Source organism: Streptomyces sp. NPDC093094, from assembly GCF_044754345.1.
In the GTDB taxonomy this organism is placed as follows: Bacteria; Actinomycetota; Actinomycetes; order Streptomycetales; family Streptomycetaceae; genus Streptomyces.
Genome location: NZ_JBIVOX010000002.1, coordinates 453,511 through 472,398, shown reverse-complemented (window position 1 = coordinate 472,398; position 18,888 = coordinate 453,511). Strand labels below are relative to the sequence as shown.

The following is an 18,888-nucleotide window of genomic DNA, read 5'->3' as shown; positions in this document are numbered from 1 at the left end:
GCGACGAAGCGTAGGAAAGAAGGCATTCCACCATGAGCAGCAACGAGACGCCCCGCGGCCCTGTCGACTCGTCCCGCATCCCGCGGTACGCCGGCCCCGCGACCTTCGCGCGGCTGCCCCGCCTCGACGAGGTCGGCCGCGCCGATGTCGCCGTGGTCGGCGTGCCGTTCGACTCCGGTGTCTCGTACCGGCCGGGTGCCCGCTTCGGCGGCAACGCCATCCGTGAGGCGTCGCGCCTGCTGCGCCCCTACAACCCGGCCCAGGACGCCTCGCCCTTCGCCCTCGCCCAGGTCGCGGACGGCGGCGACATCGCCGTGAACCCGTTCAACATCCACGAGGCCGTGGAGACCGTCGAGGCCGCGGCGGACGAGCTGCTCGGCACGGGCGCCCGTCTGATGACCCTCGGCGGCGACCACACCATCGCGCTTCCGCTGCTGCGCTCGATGGCGAAGAAGCACGGCCCGGTGGCGCTGCTGCACTTCGACGCCCACCTGGACACCTGGGACACCTACTTCGGCGCCGAGTACACCCACGGCACGCCGTTCCGCCGCGCGGTGGAGGAGGGCATCCTCGACACCGAGGCGCTCTCCCACGTCGGCACGCGCGGCCCGCTGTACGGCAAGCAGGACCTCACCGACGACGAGAAGATGGGCTTCGGCATCGTCACCTCCGCGGACATCTACCGCCGCGGCGCCGACGAGGTCGCCGACCAGCTGCGCCAGCGCATCGGCGACCGCCCGCTGTACATCTCCATCGACATCGACTGCCTGGACCCGGCCCACGCGCCCGGCACGGGCACGCCGGAGGCCGGCGGCATGACCTCCCGGGAGCTTCTGGAGATCCTGCGCGGTCTGGCATCGTGCAACCTGGTCTCCGCGGACGTCGTCGAGGTGGCCCCCGCGTACGACCACGCGGAGATCACGTCGGTGGCGGCCTCGCACACGGCCTACGAGCTCACCACCATCATGTCCCGCCAGATTGCCGAGGCTCGCTCGAAGTGACTCACGACCACGACCAGGTGCTCCGCCCGACGCCGGCCCAGACGCAGGCCGCGCTGAGCCCGCCCCCCGGCCGAACCGGCGGGGACCTGGTCGTGGAGACGCTGGCCGGGCTCGGTGCCACCACCGTGTTCGGCCTGCCCGGACAGCATGCCCTGGGGCTGTTCGACGCGGTGCGCCGCTCGGACCTGCGGTACGTCGGTCTGCGCACGGAGAACAACGCCGGGTTCGCGGCCGACGCCTACGGCCGGATCACCGGTGAGGCCGCCCCGCTGCTGCTGTCCACGGGCCCGGGCGCGCTGATGTCCCTGGCCGCCCTGCACGAGGCGGCGGCCGCCTCCGCGCCGGTCCTGGCGATCAGCAGCCAGATCCCGGTCGCGGGCCTGGGCGGCGGCCGCCACGGCTATCTGCACGAACTCCCGGACCAGGCGGCCTCGTTCCGCGGTGTGGTCAAGTCCGTCCACACCGTCCGCACCCCGTCCCAGATCCCGTCCGCCGTCGCGGCCGCCTGGAAGTCGGCGCTGACCGCGCCGCACGGGCCGGTGTGGGTGGAGATCCCGCAGGACGTGCTGCTGGCGCCGACCGCACTGCCGGTGGTGACCGGGGTGGACGCGACGCCGGAGGATCTGCCGCCGCGCCCCGAGCTGACCGCGGTGGCCGCCGACCTGCTGTCGAACGCGGTCCGCCCGGCGGTCGTCGCGGGCGGCGGTGTCGTACGGGCCGACGCCTCGGGCAAGCTGAAGCTGCTGGCCGAGCGGCTCCGGGCGCCGGTGGTGACCACGCCCGGCGGCAAGGGCGCCTTCCCCTGGACGCACCCGCTCTCCCTCCGGTCCTGGCTGGAGGACCGTCACACGACCGACTTCCTGGAGGACGCGGACGTCCTGCTGGTCGTCGGCTCGGGCCTCGGTGAACTGTCCTCGAACTACCACACGTTCGAGCCCCGCGGCCGGGTGATCCAGATCGAGGCCGACCTCGGCAAGCTGGAGTCCAACCACCCGGCCCTCGGCATCCACGCCGACGCCCGCCTCGCCCTCCAGGCCCTGCTGGAGACGGTGGAGCGACGCGAGGACGACACCGCGCCCGAGCGCGTACGGGAGCTGCTGGCCCGGGTGCGTGAGCGCATCGACGCCCAGGAACTGACCCTGGAGCAGCAGGTGCTGGCCTCGGTCCGCGGCGCGCTGCCCGCCGACTCCCCGTCCTTCTGGGACATGACGATCCTGGCCTACTGGGCGTGGTCGGCCTTCGACGCCAAGGGCCCCAACCGCATGCACTCCGCCCAGGGCGCGGGCGGCCTCGGCTACGGCTTCCCGGCGGCCCTCGGCGCGGCCGTGGCCGACCCGACCCGCCCGGTCCTGGCGGTGTCCGGCGACGGAGGCGCGCTCTACTCGATCGCCGAGCTGGCGACCGCGAGGCAGCACGACCTTCCGGTGACGTGGCTGATCGTCGACGACGGCGGCTACGGCATCCTGCGCGAGTACATGACGGACTCCTTCGGCGCGGCCACGGGCACGGAGCTGGCCCGTCCCGACTTCGCCGCCCTCGCGGAGTCCTTCGGTGTGCCCGGCGTCCGCACGACCCCGCAGACCCTGGAGGCGGACCTGTCGAAGGCACTGGCCGCGCCGGGACCGTCGGTGGTCGTCCTCCCGGCGGTGCTGCGGATGTTCGCGCCCACGCACCTGGGCTGAGACGGCCCGGGCCGGGCACCGGCCGCGACGGATCCTTCCTCCGGGAGCGGCCGGCCGAGCGGACGTGGGTGTGTGCGGGCGGGCTGCCGGCCGAGCGGACGTGACCGCCCTTGCCGGGCACCCGGTCGCGGGCGGTGTGGACCCGAGGCCAACGAACTGTGGACGGAATGCCTACCGGGTGGCGCCGCACACGGGGCATTCTCGGTCGAACGCCGGCCCGAAGGCCCCGGCTGTGTCTGCGGCCCCCTCCGCCCCTCGGGCCGGATCGCCGTCTCACCCATGTCCGGCCGACGCACCGGCCGCCCCACCGGTCACGCGACATGCTTCAGGGAAGGAACCCTCGATGTCCATGCCGACGCTGTCACGCGTCCTGGCCCCGGCCGCCGTTCCCGCCGCCGTCCTTGCGGCCGCTCCACGGGCATCGGCGAAGGGCCGTACTTCCGCAGGCCGCACCAGGGTCGTGACGCGGTGGACCGCGCCGGGGTGACGGCCGTCATGTCCTCTTCCTCTCCCGCTCCCGTGCCCCTGCTGCTCGGCATCGTCACCGCCGCCGTGACCGCCTTCGGCCTCGTCGGATACGGCTTCTCGGAGATCGGCAGGAGCGGCCGGGGGGCCCTGGCGCGCGGTGCCGCCGCGCTCGTCGGAGCCCTCGCCGCGGTCGCCTACACCTGGGGCCTGGTGTCGCTCTTCCTCGACGAGAGCGGTACCGCCCATGTCTGCCAGGACGCGAACCCTTCGCTGTACGGGCAGGTGAGCGGCTACAGCGTGTCCTACCTGCCGCCCTCCCTCGACTGCCACCTGTCGTCGGGCGGTTCCTACGCGGCGGCCGTCCCCGGCTTCCTCACGCCCGTGATGACGGGCTGCGCGGTGATCGCGGTGACGCTCGCCCTGATCGCCGTCGCCGAACGCGGCCGCCCGACCGGATCGGGGACCCCGAGCACCCCGGGATGAGGAACGGAGTACTGCCGCTCCCGGCTCCCCGCGGATGCCCGCACCGACGCATCTGAGCCGAAGTGGCCTGAATATTGCTGTAGTTGTCGCGGTTCCCTCGTCTACGATCAGGCCGGATTCTGATCATGACCAAGGGGGAGACTCATGCGTTTCAAGAAGATCGGCACGGTCCTGCTCGGCCTCGCCGCCTGCACCGCACTCATGAGCGGCACGGCCGAGGCCGCCACGCCGCTCCAGCGGTGTCAGGCGGTCAACGTGCCCATCGGCCTGAACTTCTGCATCTTCTACAACTCCGACTTCGGGGGCGACATGGTCGCCCTCAACGCCAACGTGGCCAACTTCGCCGGCTGGACGTGGAACAACGGCGAGCCGGTGAAGAACAACGCGGCCAGCGCCTACAACTACACCGAGCGGTGCGGGCGGCTGTACTACAACAGCAACTACGCGGGGGCGTCGGACACCGTCGCCGCCGGGTCCAGCATGCGGCGGCTGTACAACACGTACAACAACAACGCCTCGTTCCGCTGGTGCAGCTGAGCGGTCGAGCGGTCGGGCGTCCGGGCGGCTGACGCCGCACGGCGGGCCACCCCCGGAGCAGGGCGTCCGGGGGTGGCCCTGCTGTTTCACCAGATCGCCTCGACCCACTCCGGGTGGTCGATGAACGGGTTGCGGTTGTGCTGGTAGGTGTCGTAGACGACCTGGTTGCGCCGCTCCTCGAAGGCGTCCGGCGGGTCCTCCTCGTTCCACGCCTTCAGCACGGAGAGGCGGCCGTGGTACGGGGTGCCGCCGGTGTTCACCGCGTCCTTGGGCTCCAGGTTCGGCCAGCCGTCGTCACCCTCGTAGCGGACGGCCATGTAGAGGATCATGCGGGCCACGTCGCCCTTGACGGCGTCGCGCGGCTCGAAGGAGTCGGAGTCGACCAGGCTGCCGCCGCTGTTGGTGAAGCTGCTGCCGCCGTTGTCGAAGTCCAGGTTGCCGCGCCGGGCGTTGACGGCGACGTCCTCGGGCCGGATGTGGTGCAGGTCGGTGCCGGGGCCGGCGGAGGTGCCGAAGTCGCCGTGGGACTGGGCCCACACGTGCTCGCGGTTCCAGTTGCCGGTGCTGCCGCCGTTGAGGGACTTGCTGCGGGAGATGCCCGAGTACAGCAGCCTCACGTTGCTGCTGTTGTTCGGGTCCTGGTCGGTGACCTTCAGGGCCTCCCACAGCGCCGCGTACGACAGCTTCGACTGGCTGCTGATGATCGTGTGCAGGGAGGACTTCAGGCTGGTGCCGGTCTTGCCGACCGCGTTCTTGTAGTACGTCGCGTCGTACGCGGTCGTCGTCGCCGCGGCGGGGGTCGCGGTGAGCGTGGGGGCGGTGAGGCCGGCCAGCAGGGCGGCGGTGGCGAGGGCCACCGGCCTCCAGTGGCGGGCGCGTGAAGACGGCATGTGGGGTCCGATCTACGCGAGTTGATGGAGCGGCAGACCGGAGAGTGACATGGACATGTACTCAAACGGGTGAACGAACGGTGTCGGTTGAATGACGGACGAGTCGCGGCCGGACTTCCGCGGTTCTTCCGGTCGGAAGTGTGCAACTATCCGTCAGTTCCATGAGTCAACAGGGCATGACTCATCGCAGACGTGCAAGAGTGCTCACCGGCGTGCTGGGCGCCGGGCTTCTCATACCCTTCGCCGCCTCACCCGCGGCCGCAGCCACCCCGACCGTCAGCTGCACCTCGGCGAAGGCCGGGCTGGCGGCCGAGCTGAAGAAGGACATCCAGGCCGCCGTGAACGCCCGCGGCGGCACGATCGCCGTCGGCGTCTACGACCGCAGCACGAAGACCGTCTGCACCCTGCGCCCGACCACGCGGTTCGACTCGGCCAGCGTCGTCAAGGCGACCGTCCTCGGCGCCCTGCTGTACGAGTCGCAGAAGCAGGGCCGCGGGCTCACCACCCGTGAGATGACCCTGGCCCGGGCCATGATCACCAAGTCGGACAACGCCTCCACCACCACCCTGTGGAACCAGCTCGGCGTCACGAAGATCAAGCGGTTCCTGACCGCCGCCGGCATGACGCACACCGTCCCCGACCCGACCGGCCACTGGGGCCTCACCCAGATCACCGTCACCGACGAGCAGAAGCTGATGAAGCTGCTCACCGCGCCCGGGACCGTCCTCAGCGACGCCCGCCGCGCCTACGCCCTGAAGCTGATGCGCGAGGTCGTTCCCTCGCAGCGCTGGGGCACCCCCTACGGCGCCCCCTCCACCGTCACCAAGGCCCTGAAGAACGGCTGGCTGCAGCGCACCTACGACCACCGCTGGCGCGTGCACAGCGTCGGTGCCTTCAAGGGCAACGGCCACGACTACTTCATCAGTGTGCTCACCCTCAACGGCAGCGGCAGCACGATGCAGTACGGCATCAACACGATCCAGGGCATCGCCAAGGTCGTCCACCGCGACCTGCACGCGAGCTGACGCTTCACGAGGCGGTCTCCCGCACGTCACCGGCCCGCCCTACGGTGACGTCCATGCGCACCGGAACCGTACTCGCGACCCTGACCGCGACCCTGGCGGCGGCCGGCTGCCTGACCGCCGCCGGGCCCGCCGCATCCGCACAGGACCACGCCTGTTCGCCGTACGCCGCCGTCGAGGGCTTCTCCGACGCCCTCGACAAGACGACGTACGAGGGCACCTTCGTCGGCAACCTCTCCGCCCTCGCCGCCGGCCGGGACGGCACCCTCGCCGCCGTCTCCGACCGCTCGGCCCTGTTCACGCTCGACGCGCGGACCCTGCGGCCCCGGGCCGTCGTCCCGCTCGCCGACGAGCAGGGCGGGGCGCTGGACTCCGAGGGGCTCGTCGCGGACCGGGACGGCACCCATCTGGTCTCGTCCGAGACCGAGCCCGCCGTGCGCCGCCACGGCCCCGACGGGGCGGTCCTCGACCGCCTCCCGGTGCCGAAGGCCCTGCGGGTCGCCCCGGCCGGACGTGCCCGCGCCAACCAGACCTTCGAGGGGCTCACGCTCCGGCCCGGCGGGCGCACCCTGACCGCCGCCATGGAGTACGCGATCACCGGCGACGCGGACGGCGTCGTGCGGTTCCAGACCTGGACGCGGGACGGACGGGGCTTCCGCCTCTCCGCCCAGTACGGCTACCGCGCCGACACCGGTCTCGGTGTCCCCGAGATCCAGGCCCTGGCCGACGGCCGCCTCCTCGTCCTCGAACGCGGCTTCACCGCCGGGGTCGGCAACACCGTCCGGCTCTACCTCGCCGACCCCCGCCGCGCCACCGACACCGGCGGCGTCGAGACGCTGACCGGCCGGGACGGCGTCCGCCTGGCCCGCAAGAAGCTCCTGGCCGACCTGGTGGACTGCCCGTCACTCGGAGCGACCGCCAGGCAGCCCCAGCCGAATCCGCTGCTGGACAACATCGAGGCGATGACGGTCACCGGGCACGCGGGGAAGAGCCTGCGTGTGCTCCTGGCCAGCGACGACAACCAGAACGCGGCGCAGATCACCCGCTTCTACCGGCTGCGGGTCCGCATCTGATTGTTGCGGAGGGATGAAATCCGCTTCCGTCCGTGTTGGTGCCTTCCGGAAGATCAGGACGACTGGAGGGCACCGGCGTGGAACCGCAGCGGGGATGGGCACGGAGACTGGCGGCGTACGCCTGGCGGTATCCGAAGGACGTCGTCCTCGCCCTGGCCTCGTCCCTGCTGGGCATGGCCGTCATGGCGGTCGTCCCGCTGATCACCAAGGTGATCATCGACGACGTCATCGGGGGCCGCACCCGTGACATGGCCCCCTGGGCCACCGCCCTGATCGGCGCGGCCCTCCTCGTCTACGCCGCCACCTACGTCCGCCGCTACTACGGCGGCCGCCTCGCCCTCGACGTCCAGCACGACCTGCGCACGGAGATGTTCGGGACGATCACCCGGCTCGACGGCCGCCGCCAGGACGAGCTGTCCACCGGCCAGGTCGTCGGCCGCGCCACCAGCGACCTCCAGCTGATCCAGGGCCTGCTCTTCATGCTGCCGATGACCATCGGCAACTTCGCCCTCTTCGTGATCTCCCTGATCGTGATGGCGTGGCTGTCCCTCCCGCTCACCCTGGTCGCGCTCGCCGTCGCGCCCGCCCTGTGGCTGATCGCCCGCCGCAGCCGCTCCCGGCTCCACCCCGCCACCTGGTACGCCCAGGCCCAGGCCGCCGCCGTGGCCGGGGTGGTCGACGGGGCCGTCAGCGGTGTGCGCGTGGTCAAGGGCTTCGGCCAGGAGGAACAGGAGACCGGCAAGCTCAGGGAGGTCGGCCGCAGGCTGTTCGCCGGCCGGCTGCGCACCATCCGCCTGAACAGCCGCTACACCCCCGCGCTCCAGGCCGTCCCCGCGCTCGGCCAGGTCGCCATGCTCGCCCTCGGCGGCTGGCTCGCCGTGCGCGGCGGCATCACCCTCGGCACCTTCGTCGCCTTCTCCGCCTACCTCGCCCAGCTCGTCGGCCCGGTCCGCATGCTCGCCATGGTGCTCACCGTGGCCCAGCAGGCCCGCGCCGGCACCGAGCGCGTCCTGGAGCTGATCGACACCGAGCCGTCCCTCACCGACGGCACGGTGGAACTGCCCGCCGACGCCCCCGCGACCGTCGAGTTCGACGACGTGTCCTTCGGCTACGACACCGACCGCCCGGTCCTCGACGGACTGAGCTTCGAGATCCGCTCCGGCGAGACCCTCGCCGTCGTCGGCTCCTCCGGCTCCGGGAAGTCCACCGTCTCCCTGCTGCTGCCGCGCTTCTACGACGTCACCCACGGCGCCGTCCTCGTCGGCGGCCACGACGTGCGCGAGCTGACCCAGGACTCCCTGCGCGCCGCCGTCGGGCTGGTGCCGGAGGACTCCTTCCTCTTCTCCGACACCGTCCGCGCCAACATCGCCTACGGCCGTCCCGACGCCACCGACGAGCAGATCGAGGCCGCCGCCCGCGCCGCCCAGGCGGACCGTTTCATCAGCGAGCTGCCCGACGGCTACGGCACCAAGGTCGGCGAGCACGGCCTCACCCTCTCCGGCGGCCAGCGCCAGCGCGTCGCCCTCGCCCGGGCGATCCTCACCGACCCCCGGCTGCTCGTCCTGGACGACGCCACCTCCGCCGTCGACGCCCGCGTCGAGCACGAGATCCACGAGGCGCTCAAGGAGGTCATGCGGGGCCGCACCACCCTGCTGATCGCCCACCGCCGCTCCACCCTCAACCTCGCCGACCGCATCGCCGTCCTCGACGGCGGCCGCCTCGCCGACCTCGGCACCCACGAGGAGCTCCAGGAACGCTCCGCCCTCTACCGCCGTCTGCTCACCGACCCCGACGAGCTCGGCGGCGTCTCCCCGGGCCACACCCCGCCCGCCGCACCCGCCGAGGACACCTCCGTCCGCGACGAGCTGGACGCCGAGTTCGACGCCGAGCGCGGCATCACCCCCAGGCTGTGGGCGGGCGAGCGCGCCCCCCGCGACGCGGCGCTGTCCGGCACCCCCGCCACCCCGGAGCTGCTCGCCCAGGTCGAGGCGCTGCCCCCGGCCACCGACACCCCCGACGTCGACGAGGCGCGCGCGGTGCGCCCCGAGGTCCACTACGGCCTGCGCCGGCTGCTCGGCGGGTTCGGCCTGCCCCTGCTGATCAGCCTCGGCCTGGTCGCCCTCGACGCCGGCATGGGCCTGCTGCTGCCGGTCCTGATCCGGCACGGCATCGACAGCGGCGTCACCGAGGCCGCGCTCGGCGCGGTCTGGGCGGCGTCTCTGCTGGGGCTGCTCGCCGTCCTGGTCCAGTGGGCCGCGCAGACCGGCGAGACCCGGATGACCGGCCGCACCGGCGAGCGGGTGCTGTACGCGCTGCGGCTGAAGATCTTCGCCCAGCTCCAGCGGCTCGGCCTCGACTACTACGAGCGTGAGCTGACCGGCCGGATCATGACCCGGATGACCACCGACGTGGACGCCCTGTCGACGTTCCTGCAGACCGGCCTGGTCACCGCGTTCGTCTCGGTCGTCACCTTCTTCGGCATCATGGTCGCCCTGCTGGTGATCGACCTCCAGCTCGCCCTCGTCGTCTTCGCGACCCTGCCGCCCCTGATCGTGGCCACCTTCTTCTTCCGCCGCGCGAGCGTGAAGGCGTACGAGCTGGCCCGTGAGCGGGTGTCGGTGGTCAACGCCGAACTCCAGGAGACCGTCGCCGGGCTGCGGATCGTGCAGGCGTTCCGGCGCGAGCACGACGGCGCACGGCACTTCGCCGAGCGCAGCGACAGCTACCGCGAGGCACGGATCCGCGGCCAGTGGCTGATCTCCGTCTACTTCCCGTTCGTGCAGCTGCTGTCCGCGGCCGCCGCGGCCGGTGTGCTGATCGCGGGCTCCGGCCGGGTCTCCGAGGCCACGCTGACCACGGGTGCGCTGGTGGCGTACCTGCTCTACATCGACCTGTTCTTCGCGCCGGTCCAGCAGCTCTCCCAGGTCTTCGACGGCTACCAGCAGGCGTCCGTCTCCCTCGGCCGCATCCAGGAGCTGCTGCGGGAGCCGACCTCCACCGGGGCGGCGGACGAGCCGCGCGAGGTGCCCTCGCTGCGGGGCGACATCGCCTTCGAGGACGTGCACTTCGCGTACGGCGCCGAGGAGGAGGCCCTCACCGGCATCGACCTGCGCATCCCGGCCGGGCAGACCGTCGCGTTCGTCGGCGAGACCGGCGCGGGCAAGTCGACGCTGGTCAAGCTGGTCGCCCGGTTCTACGACCCGACCGGCGGCCGGGTCACCGTCGACGGCGCCGATCTGCGCGACCTCGACCTCACCTCCTACCGGCACCGGCTCGGCGTCGTCCCGCAGGAGGCGTACCTCTTCCCCGGCACGGTCCGCGACGCCATCGCCTACGGCCGGCCCGACGCGACCGACGCCGAGGTGGAGGCCGCCGCGCACGCGGTCGGCGCCCACGAGATGATCGCCACCCTGGAGGGCGGCTACCTCCACGAGGTCGCCGAGCGCGGCCGCAACCTCTCCGCGGGCCAGCGCCAGCTGATCGCACTGGCCCGCGCCGAGCTGGTCGACCCCGACGTCCTGCTGCTCGACGAGGCCACCGCCGCGCTCGACCTGGCCACCGAGGCCCAGGTCAACCAGGCCACCGACCGGCTCGCGGGCCGCCGTACGACGCTGGTCGTCGCCCACCGGCTGTCCACCGCCGCCCGCGCGGACCGGGTCGTGGTGATGGACCACGGCCGGGTCGCCGAGGACGGCACGCACGACGAGCTGCTGGCACTGGGCGGACGGTACGCCGCGCTGTGGGCCACCTTCGTGGGAGAGCCGGTCCCGGCGACGAGCTGAGACGGCCGGCCGTGCAACCATCCGGCACATGTCCGGCGTCCGTACATCAGTACGGAAGAACCCGTGGCGCGGGAGGGGCGGCAGTGGACAGGGGTGGCAGGAGCGCGATACGCCGACGACTCGCGCTCTGCATGGCCGTGCTGACCGCGTCCGGACTGTTCGCGCTCGGCGCGCCCGGCCCGGCCCAGGCGGCCGCGGCGCAGAACTGTGCCGGACGCAAGGTGCGCACGCTGTCGTTCTCCACCGGCTCCGTGCACGTCTACCGGAGCGGCGGCATGGTCTGCGCCGTCACCCACGCCCGGCATCCCGGACCGCAGCGCTGGATGACGGTGAGCGTGCAGGCCCGCGGCTTCCGGCCCGCCCACAAGGAGGGCATGCGCTCGCGCCTCGTCGGCCCCGTGCGCACCTACGCCGGACAGCGCTGCGTCTGGGTGAAGGGCTCGCGCGGGAACGGATCGGTGAGTTCCGGCTGGATCCTGTGCTGACGCGGTAAAAGTTCGCTCAACGTCCCCTGGTGTGAACGGTGTTGCTCCGATAGCTTCCGGCGCACATCTGTTTCCCAGGGAGGGTGCATGCGCAAGGCGCTCAGATGGCTGCTCGCGCTCACCGTGCTCATCGGCACGCTGAGCACGGCCGGGGCGGCCACCGCCGCCCAGCCGGAGGCCACCGGAACCGGCGACATCAAGGACCGGCTCCTCTCCGTACCGGGCATGAGCCTGATCGAGGAGAAGCCGTACCCCGGCTACCGCTTCTTCGTCCTCAACTACACCCAGCCGGTCGACCACCGGAACCCGAAGGCGGGCACGTTCCAGCAGCGGATCACCGTCCTCCACAAGGACGCCGGCCGCCCGACGGTCTTCTACACCGGCGGCTACAGCGTCTCCACGACCCCCAGCCGCCGTGAGCCGACCCAGATCGTCGACGGCAACCAGGTCTCCATGGAGTACCGCTACTTCACCCCGTCCCGGCCGGCCCCGGCCGACTGGAGCAAGCTGGACATCTGGCAGGCCGCCAGCGACCAGCACCGCATCTTCAAGGCGCTCAAGCCGCTCTACGACAAGAAGTGGATCTCCACCGGCGGCTCCAAGGGCGGTATGACCGCCACGTACTACGAGCGCTTCTACCCGCGCGACATGGACGGCGTGGTCGCCTACGTCGCCCCCAACGACGTGGTCAACAAGGAGGACTCCGCCTACGACCGCTTCTTCACGGCCGTCGGCACCGAGGAGTGCCGCGACCGGCTGAACGCGGTGCAGCGCGAGGCCCTCGTACGCCGTGAGCCGCTGGAGAAGAAGTACGAGGCGTACGCCGCCGAGAACGGCTACACCTTCAAGACCATCGGCAGCCTCGACCGCGCCTACGAGGCCGTCGTCCTCGACTACGTCTGGGGCTTCTGGCAGTACAGCCTGCTCACCGACTGCGGGACGATCCCCGCGGACGCGGCGAAGGCCACCGACGAGGAGATCTGGACCTCGATCGACACGATCTCCGGGTTCTCCTTCTACACCGACCAGGGCCTGGAGCCGTACACGCCGTACTACTACCAGGCGGGCACCCAGCTCGGCGCGCCCACCATCCACTTCCCGCACATCGAGCGGAAGTACGTCCGCTACGGCTACCAGCCGCCGCGCAACTTCGTCCCCCGGGACATCCCGATGTCCTTCCAGCCGTGGGCGATGCGGGACGTCGACACCTGGGTGCGCCACCACGCGCACCACATGATGTTCGTCTACGGCCAGAACGACCCGTGGGGCGCGGAGCGCTTCCGCCTCGGCGCGGGCGCCCGTGACTCCTACGTCTTCACGGCTCCCGGCGCCAACCACGGCGCCCGTGTGGCCGGCCTGACCGACGGCGAGAAGAACCTGGCCACCGCCAGGATCCTCCAGTGGGCGGGGCTGTCCTCCGCCGCCGTGTCGAAGGCCGAGCCGCTCGCCAGGTTCGACGCGAAGCTGGACCGCCGCATGCCCGAGCGGGGCCTGCGGCCGTAACGGCCGGGCAGCTTCACCGCGCTGTGCCGGCGGCGGGCCGCGGTGGCCCGCCGCCGGTGTTCCTCACACCGGCCGGGCGCAGCCCACCGGGTCCCCGCCGCCCAGCTGGACGTAGAGCGCGGTCGAAGCCGGGCAGTCGGCGCGACGCCGGACCGCCGCCGTCACCTCGAACTCGGGCGCCCGTCCGCCCTTCCCGTCGCACCGCGTCTCGCGGACCTGGCCGCCGCCGGAGGAGTAGACGCAGTCGCCGACGACGGTACGGGGGCCGCCTCCGGCGCCCGGGTCGCCGGGGTGGGGCGGCTGGAGACCGCGCATGCAGGCGTAGCCCCGCGGGCTGATGTGCAGCACGAAGTCGGTGGTGCCCGGGCAGGGCGGCCCCCCGCCGGCCCGGCCGCCGTGCCGCGCCACGACCCGCGCGGCCGCCCGCTCGCCCGCGCAGGACACCTCCGTGAAGTGCGTCGTGCCGAACGAGCTGCACTCGCCGACCGCGAGGAACTCCGCGCCGTACCCGGCGGGCCGGGGCGACGGCGCGGACGCGCGGGCGCCGCCGGACCCGGGAAAGCCCTGGCAGCCCGTCAGCAGCACGCCGCACAGCAGCAGCACCGGCGCGCACCGCACCCGCACGGACCGTCCTGCACGCATCGCCATCCCCCCACCCCCGTCCAGCGTGGCCCGCGGAGACGGACGCACGCCAGACGCGCAAGGGCGCTTTGCGCCTTATGGCGGTTGTGCGCCGGCCATACAGCGTACGCGGCGTACGCCCGGGGCGGGGCGGGTATGCCGAGGAACCGGCCGGTGCACCGGCGAACGGCCTCAGGGCCTGTCCGACCGTTCCCGTCTGCCGCGCGACGCCGTGCACGCGCTCTCGCCGCACCGGCCCCGGACCCGGGTGCGTCCGGTACGAGGGCCTGGAGCCGGCACGCCGAGAGCACGCACCTGACGGCGCGCGGCCGCCCTTCGGGCGACGACGCGCATGGTCGGACAGGCCCTAGTACGTCAGCCCGTGGCCGATGGGATACAGGACCTTCGCCGGGTCGTCCGCGCGCTGCACCGGCACGGGCAGCTTCCCGCGCGGCCTCGCCGCTCCGGCGATCACCCGGGCGGCCGCGCGCAGTTCGACGTCGGTCCAGGAGTACGCCGCCAGGTACGCGCGCACACCGGGCAGGTGCGCCACGTCGTACGGGTTGCGCTCGGCGACCGCCACGACCGGCAGGCCCGTCGCCAGCAGCCGTTCCACCAGGACCTTCTGGCTGCTGGTCGCCGAGACGTTGTAGGTCCCGACCACCACCGCGTCCGCCGCGCCGGCCGCCGCGACCGCGCGGTCGATCACCGCGGCCGAGGGGGCCGTCCCGGTGGACATCACCGTCGTGGTGAAACCCAGTTCGCCCAGCGCCGCGCCGAGGACACCGGTGGGCGGCCCGGTGGTGCCCGACGGGGAGGCCAGGTCGGCGCCGAGCACCAGGACCCTGCCGTGCGACCCGGGGGAGAGGGGCAGCAGGCCGCCCTCGTTGACCAGCAGGGTCGTGGTGCGCTCGGCGATCCGGTCGGCGGCGGCCAGATTCGCCCCGTTGCCGACGGCCCGGTCCGTGCCGGACGGCCGGACGTACGGCTCGTCCAGCAGCCCCAGCTTCGCCTTCAGCCGCAGCACCCGCAGGACCGACTCCTCCAGCCGTTCCTCCGTCAGCTCCCCGTCCTGCACGGCCTTCAGCACCGCGTTCCACGCCACGTCCAGCTTCGGCGGGTTCAGCAGCTGGTCGACGCCCGCCTTCAGCGCCAGCACCGGGACCCGGTCGTCGCCGTACTTCTGCCGTACGCCCGCCATGTCCAGGGCGTCGGTGACCACGACCCCGTCGTAGCCCAGCTCCTCGCGCAGGATGCCGGTGAGGATCGGGCGGGACAGCGTGGCCGGGTCGCCGGAGTCGTCCAGCGCGGGGACCAGGATGTGCGCGGTCATGATGGAGTCGATGCCGGCCTCGATCGCGGCCCGGAAGGGCGGGGCGTCCAGCGTCTCCCACTGCTCCCGGGTGTGCCTGATGGTCGGGAAGCCGTAGTGGCTGTCGACCTCGGTGTCGCCGTGTCCGGGGAAGTGCTTCGCCGTCGCCGCGACCCGGGAGTGCTGGTACCCGTCCACCTCGGCGGCCACCAGCCGGGACACCGCCGCGGGGTCCGCGCCGAAGGACCGTACGCCGATCACCGGGTTGGCCGGGTTGACGTTGACGTCGGCGACCGGCGAGTAGTCCTGCCGGATGCCCATCGCGCGCAGCTCCTTGCCCGCGATCCGGCCCAGCGTGCGCGCGTCCGTGCGCGAGCCGCCCGCGCCGACCGCCATCGCGCCGGGGAACAGCGTGGCGGGCTTGCCGACCCGGCAGACGATGCCGTGCTCCTGGTCGGTGGAGATCAGCAGGGGCAGACCGCGCGGCAGGTCCAGCGACGCCCGCTGGATGCCGTTGGACAGCCCGGCGATCTGCCGCGGGTCGCGCGTGTTGTGCGCCCACACGAAGTAGATGACGCCGCCGAGGCGGTACTTCGCGATCAGCTCGGCGGCCGTGCCGACGCCGAACTCCCGGAGGTTGGCGTCCCGGTCGGCCTGGTCGGGGTCCGTGGCGGAGTGGCCGTGGACACGGGAGACGAACAGCTGGCCGACCTTCTCCTCCAGGGTCATCCGGGAGATCAGGGCGCGCAGCTTCCTGTGGCCGAGGGCGTCGGCCGCCCGGGCGTCGGTGCCGACCGTGAGGGCCGCGGTGACGCCCGCGCCGGCGGCGAGGACCGTGCGTCTGGAGGGTTTCGCGGTGCTTTCCGTGCTGGTGTCGTGCACGTGCGCTCCTTCCGGAGGGCTGCAAGTGGTCCGCTGAAAAAAACTTCCGAGGAGTCACCAATATCCGGGAAGTTTCTGCCGGTCAAGGGAGTGCACAGTAACCGAGAAGGGACCGCCGCCGACGCTTTGGAGGGGGGCGCGCCGACGGCGGTGGGCCACCGGCCGCGGTACGGCGGAGAGGGTGACCGGCCTCGCCGCCGACGGCGGGCCCGGCACCGCACCGGGTGACTCCCCGGCGGCTGCCGCTCGGACGGAGGCGGCCGGCCCGGGGTTCCCGGCCGCCCCGAAGCCGGAACCGTCCGGGCCGGTGGCCTCGGTGCCGGTCGGCGGTGTGGCGCTGATGTCGCTCGCCCCGGCCCGCGGCGCCGCGCCGGTCCACCCCGTGGACGTCCCGGCACCCGGGGCGGCCGTCGGCCGATCATGAGCGCATGCCCGTAGCCGACATCCCCGGATCCAAGTCCATCACCGCCCGCGCGCTCTTCCTCGCGGCCGCCGCCGACGGTGTCACGACCCTCGTACGGCCGTTGCGCTCCGACGACACCGAGGGCTTCGCCGAGGGACTGGCCCGGCTCGGCTACCGCGTCGGCCGCACCCCGGGCACCTGGCAGATCGACGGCCGCCCCGAGGGCCCGGCCGTCCCCGAGGCCGACGTCTACTGCCGCGACGGCGCCACCACCGCCCGCTTCCTGCCCGCCCTGGCGGCGGCCGGCCACGGCACCTACCGCTTCGACGCCTCGCCCCAGATGCGCCGCCGCCCCCTGCTGCCGCTCACCCGCGCCCTGCGCGACCTGGGCGTGGACGTGACGCACGAGGAGAAGGAGGGCCACCACCCCCTCACCGTCCGGGCGTCCGGCGTCGAGGGCGGCGAGGTGGTCCTGGACGCGGGCCAGTCCAGCCAGTACCTGACCGCCCTGCTGCTGCTCGGCCCGCTGACCCGCACGGGTCTGCGCATCCGGGTCACGGACCTGGTGTCCGTGCCGTACGTCGAGATCACGACGGCCATGATGCGGGCGTTCGGCGCACGGGTGACCAGGGACGGCGACGTCTTCGCCGTCGAGGGCGGCGGCTACCGCGCCACGACGTACGAGGTGGAGCCCGACGCCTCGACGGCGAGCTACTTCTTCGCGGCGGCCGCCCTGACCGGCGGCGAGGTCACCGTCCCGGGCCTCGGCCGCGACGCGCTCCAGGGCGACCTGCGGTTCGTGGAGGTGCTGGCGCGGATGGGCGCGCACGTGGAGGTCGGGGCCGGGGCGACGACGGTCCGCGGCACGGGCGTGCTGCGCGGCGTCACCGTCAACATGAGGGACATCTCCGACACGATGCCGACCCTCGCCGCCATCGCCCCCTACGCCGCCGGCCCGGTCCGCATCGAGGACGTCGCCAACACCCGGGTGAAGGAGTGCGACCGTCTGGAGGCGTGCGCGGAGAACCTGCGGCGGCTCGGCGTGGAGGTGGCGACGGGCGAGGACTGGATCGAGGTGCGGCCGGGGCGCGGCGGCGAGGCCGGGTCCGCGCTCGCCGCCGGCACCCGGATCAGGACGTACGGCGACCACCGCATGGTCATGTCCTTCGCGGTGACGGGTCTGCGCACCCCCGGAATCTCGTTCGACGACCCGGGCTGTGTCCGCAAGACTTTCCCGGACTTCCACGAGGCGTTCGCGCGGCTGAGAGAGGACCTGGGACGACGATGACGTTCACCCTGGAGGGGCCCGTCCTGGAGGGCGGCCTGGTCCGCCTGGAACCGCTGGCCCACCGGCACGCCGCCGAACTGGCCGAGGCGGCGGAGGAGGACCGCTCGGCCTACTCCTTCACCTGGGTGCCCCGCGCGGCCGAGACCGGCGCGTACGTCGACGCCCAGCTGGCCCGGGCGGCGACGGGCCTGGTCGCGCCCTACGCCCAGATCTCCCTGGCGACCGGCCGGGCCGTCGGCGCGACGGCCTACCTGGAACCCCGCGCCTGGCGCGGTGAGGACCGCCTGGACGCCGTCGAGGTCGGCTTCACCTGGCTCGCCTCCTCCGCCCAGGGCACCGGCCTGAACACCGAGTCCAAGTTCCTGCTGTTCCGTCACGCCTTCGAGCAGTGGCGGGTCTCCCGGCTCGACCTCAAGACCGACGCCCGCAACGCCCGCTCCCGCGCCGCCATCGGGAAGACCGGCGCCCGCTTCGAGGGCGTCCTGCGCAACTGGTCGCGCTCCTGGGCCCCGGGCGAGGACGGTCTGCTCCGTGACTCGGCGGTCTTCTCCGTCACCGAGGACGAGTGGCCGGCATGCCGGGAGCGGCTGGAGGCGAGACTGCGGCGCTGACGGGGCCGCCTCCTCACGCCGAGTCGTTGAGCAGCCGGCCCAGGTGGTCGTGGCCTTCGGCGAGGAGGTCGGGGAGCGGCCGGACGGCGTCGTACCAGCGCTTCTCGTACTCCCAGCACAGCCAGCCGTCCCAGTTGTGCCGGGAGAGCACGTCGACGCAGTCGGTGAGGGGCAGGATGCCCGCGCCGAGGGGGAGCGGGGTGGTGTCGTCGGCGGAGGCGATGTCCTTGACCTGGACGTAGCCGAGATAGGGGCCGAGGGCGGCGAAGGACTCGGAGGGCTGCTCGCCGCCGAGCCAGGTGTGCATCACGTCCCACAGGGCGCCCGCGTTGCGGTGGCCGACCAGGCCGAGGACGCGCAGGGCGTCCGCGCCGCGGCGGTGCGAGTCGTGGGTCTCCAGCAGGATGCGCACGCCGGCGTCCGCGGCGTGCTCGGCGGCCGTGCCCAGCCGGCGCGCGGCCGTGGCGTCGGCCTCCTCGACGGGCTGGCCGACGTCCGCGCCGGGGAACACCCGGACGTGGCCCGCACCGAGGTCGTGCGCCAGGTCCACCAGCTCGCGCAGCTCGGTGATCACCGGTTCGTCGGGGCCCGGCGAGGCCACCTGCGTGTATCCGGCGACGGCGAGCGGCTCGATGCCGGACGCCTCGAACTGTGCGGCCACCGCGGTGCGTTCGGCCCGGCCGAGGCCGGGGTGGACGGGCTCCTCCGGATGGGCGCGCAGCTCCACACCGTGGAAGCCGTGCGCGGAGGCGAGCCGCAGGACGTCGGACAGGGGCATACCGGGAACGCCGAGCGTGGAGAAGGCCAGCTTCATGCTTGCGACCTTAACCGCGTCGGCCCCGCAG

At 72.9% G+C, this 18,888-nt stretch carries 15 protein-coding genes; 11 read left to right on the top strand and 4 right to left on the bottom strand.

Annotated elements, in window-relative coordinates; genetic code table 11:
• Window positions 1-32 precede the first annotated feature (32 nt).
• From speB to ACIQGV_RS04895, 4 genes are all read left to right on the top strand, one after another.
• Window positions 33-1,001 carry an agmatinase gene (gene speB, locus ACIQGV_RS04910; protein WP_402490533.1) on the top strand — a complete coding sequence of 323 codons (969 nt, stop codon included), beginning with the start codon at window positions 33-35 and terminating at the stop codon, window positions 999-1,001.
• Window positions 998-2,683 carry a thiamine pyrophosphate-binding protein gene (locus ACIQGV_RS04905; RefSeq protein ID WP_402490530.1) on the top strand — a complete coding sequence of 562 codons (1,686 nt, stop codon included), beginning with the start codon at window positions 998-1,000 and terminating at the stop codon, window positions 2,681-2,683. The genes speB and ACIQGV_RS04905 overlap by 4 nt, the downstream gene beginning before the upstream one ends.
• Before the next feature lie 495 nt (window positions 2,684-3,178).
• A complete protein-coding gene (locus ACIQGV_RS04900) occupies window positions 3,179-3,634 on the top strand; it encodes a hypothetical protein (RefSeq protein ID WP_402490527.1) in 456 nt (151 codons plus the stop codon).
• Window positions 3,635-3,778: 144 nt separating this feature from the next.
• Window positions 3,779-4,171, top strand: coding sequence for a peptidase inhibitor family I36 protein (locus ACIQGV_RS04895; RefSeq protein WP_402490524.1), 393 nt, complete (start codon window positions 3,779-3,781; stop codon window positions 4,169-4,171).
• A gap of 86 nt (window positions 4,172-4,257) precedes the next feature.
• Here ACIQGV_RS04895 and ACIQGV_RS04890 read toward each other — a convergent pair whose 3' ends face one another.
• Complete coding sequence (locus ACIQGV_RS04890) at window positions 4,258-5,061, bottom strand: endonuclease I family protein (RefSeq protein WP_402490521.1); 804 nt, start codon at window positions 5,059-5,061, stop codon at window positions 4,258-4,260.
• A 176-nt stretch (window positions 5,062-5,237) separates the two neighbouring features.
• On the opposite strand from ACIQGV_RS04890, the gene ACIQGV_RS04885 reads away from it, so the two are divergent.
• The 5 genes from ACIQGV_RS04885 (at window position 5,238) to ACIQGV_RS04865 (ending at window position 12,926) form a co-directional block, all read left to right on the top strand.
• Window positions 5,238-6,086 (top strand): serine hydrolase, encoded by an 849-nt coding sequence (locus ACIQGV_RS04885; protein ID WP_402490518.1) that lies wholly within the window; start codon window positions 5,238-5,240, stop codon window positions 6,084-6,086.
• Between the two features lie 53 nt (window positions 6,087-6,139).
• The gene (locus tag ACIQGV_RS04880; RefSeq protein WP_402490515.1) at window positions 6,140-7,156 is read left to right on the top strand and encodes an esterase-like activity of phytase family protein; all 1,017 of its coding nucleotides are present in this window, start codon (window positions 6,140-6,142) and stop codon (window positions 7,154-7,156) included.
• A 77-nt stretch (window positions 7,157-7,233) separates the two neighbouring features.
• Window positions 7,234-10,938, top strand: a complete 3,705-nt coding sequence (locus tag ACIQGV_RS04875) for an ABC transporter ATP-binding protein (RefSeq protein ID WP_402490512.1) — start codon at window positions 7,234-7,236, stop codon at window positions 10,936-10,938.
• 131 nt (window positions 10,939-11,069) lie between these two features.
• Window positions 11,070-11,423, top strand: coding sequence for a hypothetical protein (locus ACIQGV_RS04870; protein WP_402491047.1), 354 nt, complete (start codon window positions 11,070-11,072; stop codon window positions 11,421-11,423).
• 87 nt (window positions 11,424-11,510) lie between these two features.
• A complete protein-coding gene (locus ACIQGV_RS04865; protein WP_402490509.1) occupies window positions 11,511-12,926 on the top strand; it encodes a S28 family serine protease in 1,416 nt (471 codons plus the stop codon).
• A gap of 63 nt (window positions 12,927-12,989) precedes the next feature.
• Here ACIQGV_RS04865 and ACIQGV_RS04860 read toward each other — a convergent pair whose 3' ends face one another.
• Both ACIQGV_RS04860 and ACIQGV_RS04855 read right to left on the bottom strand, forming a co-directional pair.
• Complete coding sequence (locus tag ACIQGV_RS04860) at window positions 12,990-13,568, bottom strand: hypothetical protein (RefSeq protein WP_402491045.1); 579 nt, start codon at window positions 13,566-13,568, stop codon at window positions 12,990-12,992.
• 346 nt (window positions 13,569-13,914) lie between these two features.
• Window positions 13,915-15,741: a glycoside hydrolase family 3 protein gene (locus tag ACIQGV_RS04855; protein WP_402490506.1), complete on the bottom strand. Its 1,827-nt coding sequence runs from the start codon at window positions 15,739-15,741 to the stop codon at window positions 13,915-13,917.
• Window positions 15,742-16,169: 428 nt separating this feature from the next.
• Here ACIQGV_RS04855 and aroA point away from each other — a divergent pair, with 428 nt between their 5' ends.
• Window positions 16,170-17,432: a 3-phosphoshikimate 1-carboxyvinyltransferase gene (aroA, locus tag ACIQGV_RS04850; RefSeq protein ID WP_402490503.1), complete on the top strand. Its 1,263-nt coding sequence runs from the start codon at window positions 16,170-16,172 to the stop codon at window positions 17,430-17,432.
• Window positions 17,429-18,043, top strand: a complete 615-nt coding sequence (locus ACIQGV_RS04845) for a GNAT family N-acetyltransferase (RefSeq protein WP_402490500.1) — start codon at window positions 17,429-17,431, stop codon at window positions 18,041-18,043. The genes aroA and ACIQGV_RS04845 overlap by 4 nt, the downstream gene beginning before the upstream one ends.
• A gap of 13 nt (window positions 18,044-18,056) precedes the next feature.
• Here the strand turns inward: ACIQGV_RS04845 and ACIQGV_RS04840 are convergent, their stop codons facing one another.
• Entirely contained in the window at window positions 18,057-18,857 is an 801-nt protein-coding gene (locus ACIQGV_RS04840; protein WP_402490497.1) for a sugar phosphate isomerase/epimerase family protein, read from the bottom strand.
• Window positions 18,858-18,888: the final 31 nt, after the last annotated feature.

Excerpts from the sequence above, each read along its gene's own strand:
- speB (WP_402490533.1), top strand. The coding sequence starts at position 33 with ATGAGCAGCAACGAGACGCCCCGCGGCCCTGTCGACTCGTCCCGCATC.
- ACIQGV_RS04900 (WP_402490527.1), top strand. The coding sequence starts at position 3,179 with ATGTCCTCTTCCTCTCCCGCTCCCGTGCCCCTGCTGCTCGGCATCGTC.
- ACIQGV_RS04895 (WP_402490524.1), top strand. The coding sequence starts at position 3,779 with ATGCGTTTCAAGAAGATCGGCACGGTCCTGCTCGGCCTCGCCGCCTGC.
- ACIQGV_RS04890 (WP_402490521.1), bottom strand. The coding sequence starts at position 5,061 with ATGCCGTCTTCACGCGCCCGCCACTGGAGGCCGGTGGCCCTCGCCACC.
- ACIQGV_RS04885 (WP_402490518.1), top strand. The coding sequence starts at position 5,238 with ATGACTCATCGCAGACGTGCAAGAGTGCTCACCGGCGTGCTGGGCGCC.
- ACIQGV_RS04880 (WP_402490515.1), top strand. The coding sequence starts at position 6,140 with ATGCGCACCGGAACCGTACTCGCGACCCTGACCGCGACCCTGGCGGCG.
- ACIQGV_RS04870 (WP_402491047.1), top strand. The coding sequence starts at position 11,070 with ATGGCCGTGCTGACCGCGTCCGGACTGTTCGCGCTCGGCGCGCCCGGC.
- ACIQGV_RS04865 (WP_402490509.1), top strand. The coding sequence starts at position 11,511 with ATGCGCAAGGCGCTCAGATGGCTGCTCGCGCTCACCGTGCTCATCGGC.
- ACIQGV_RS04860 (WP_402491045.1), bottom strand. The coding sequence starts at position 13,568 with ATGCGTGCAGGACGGTCCGTGCGGGTGCGGTGCGCGCCGGTGCTGCTG.
- aroA (WP_402490503.1), top strand. The coding sequence starts at position 16,170 with ATGCCCGTAGCCGACATCCCCGGATCCAAGTCCATCACCGCCCGCGCG.
- ACIQGV_RS04845 (WP_402490500.1), top strand. The coding sequence starts at position 17,429 with ATGACGTTCACCCTGGAGGGGCCCGTCCTGGAGGGCGGCCTGGTCCGC.
- ACIQGV_RS04840 (WP_402490497.1), bottom strand. The coding sequence starts at position 18,857 with ATGAAGCTGGCCTTCTCCACGCTCGGCGTTCCCGGTATGCCCCTGTCC.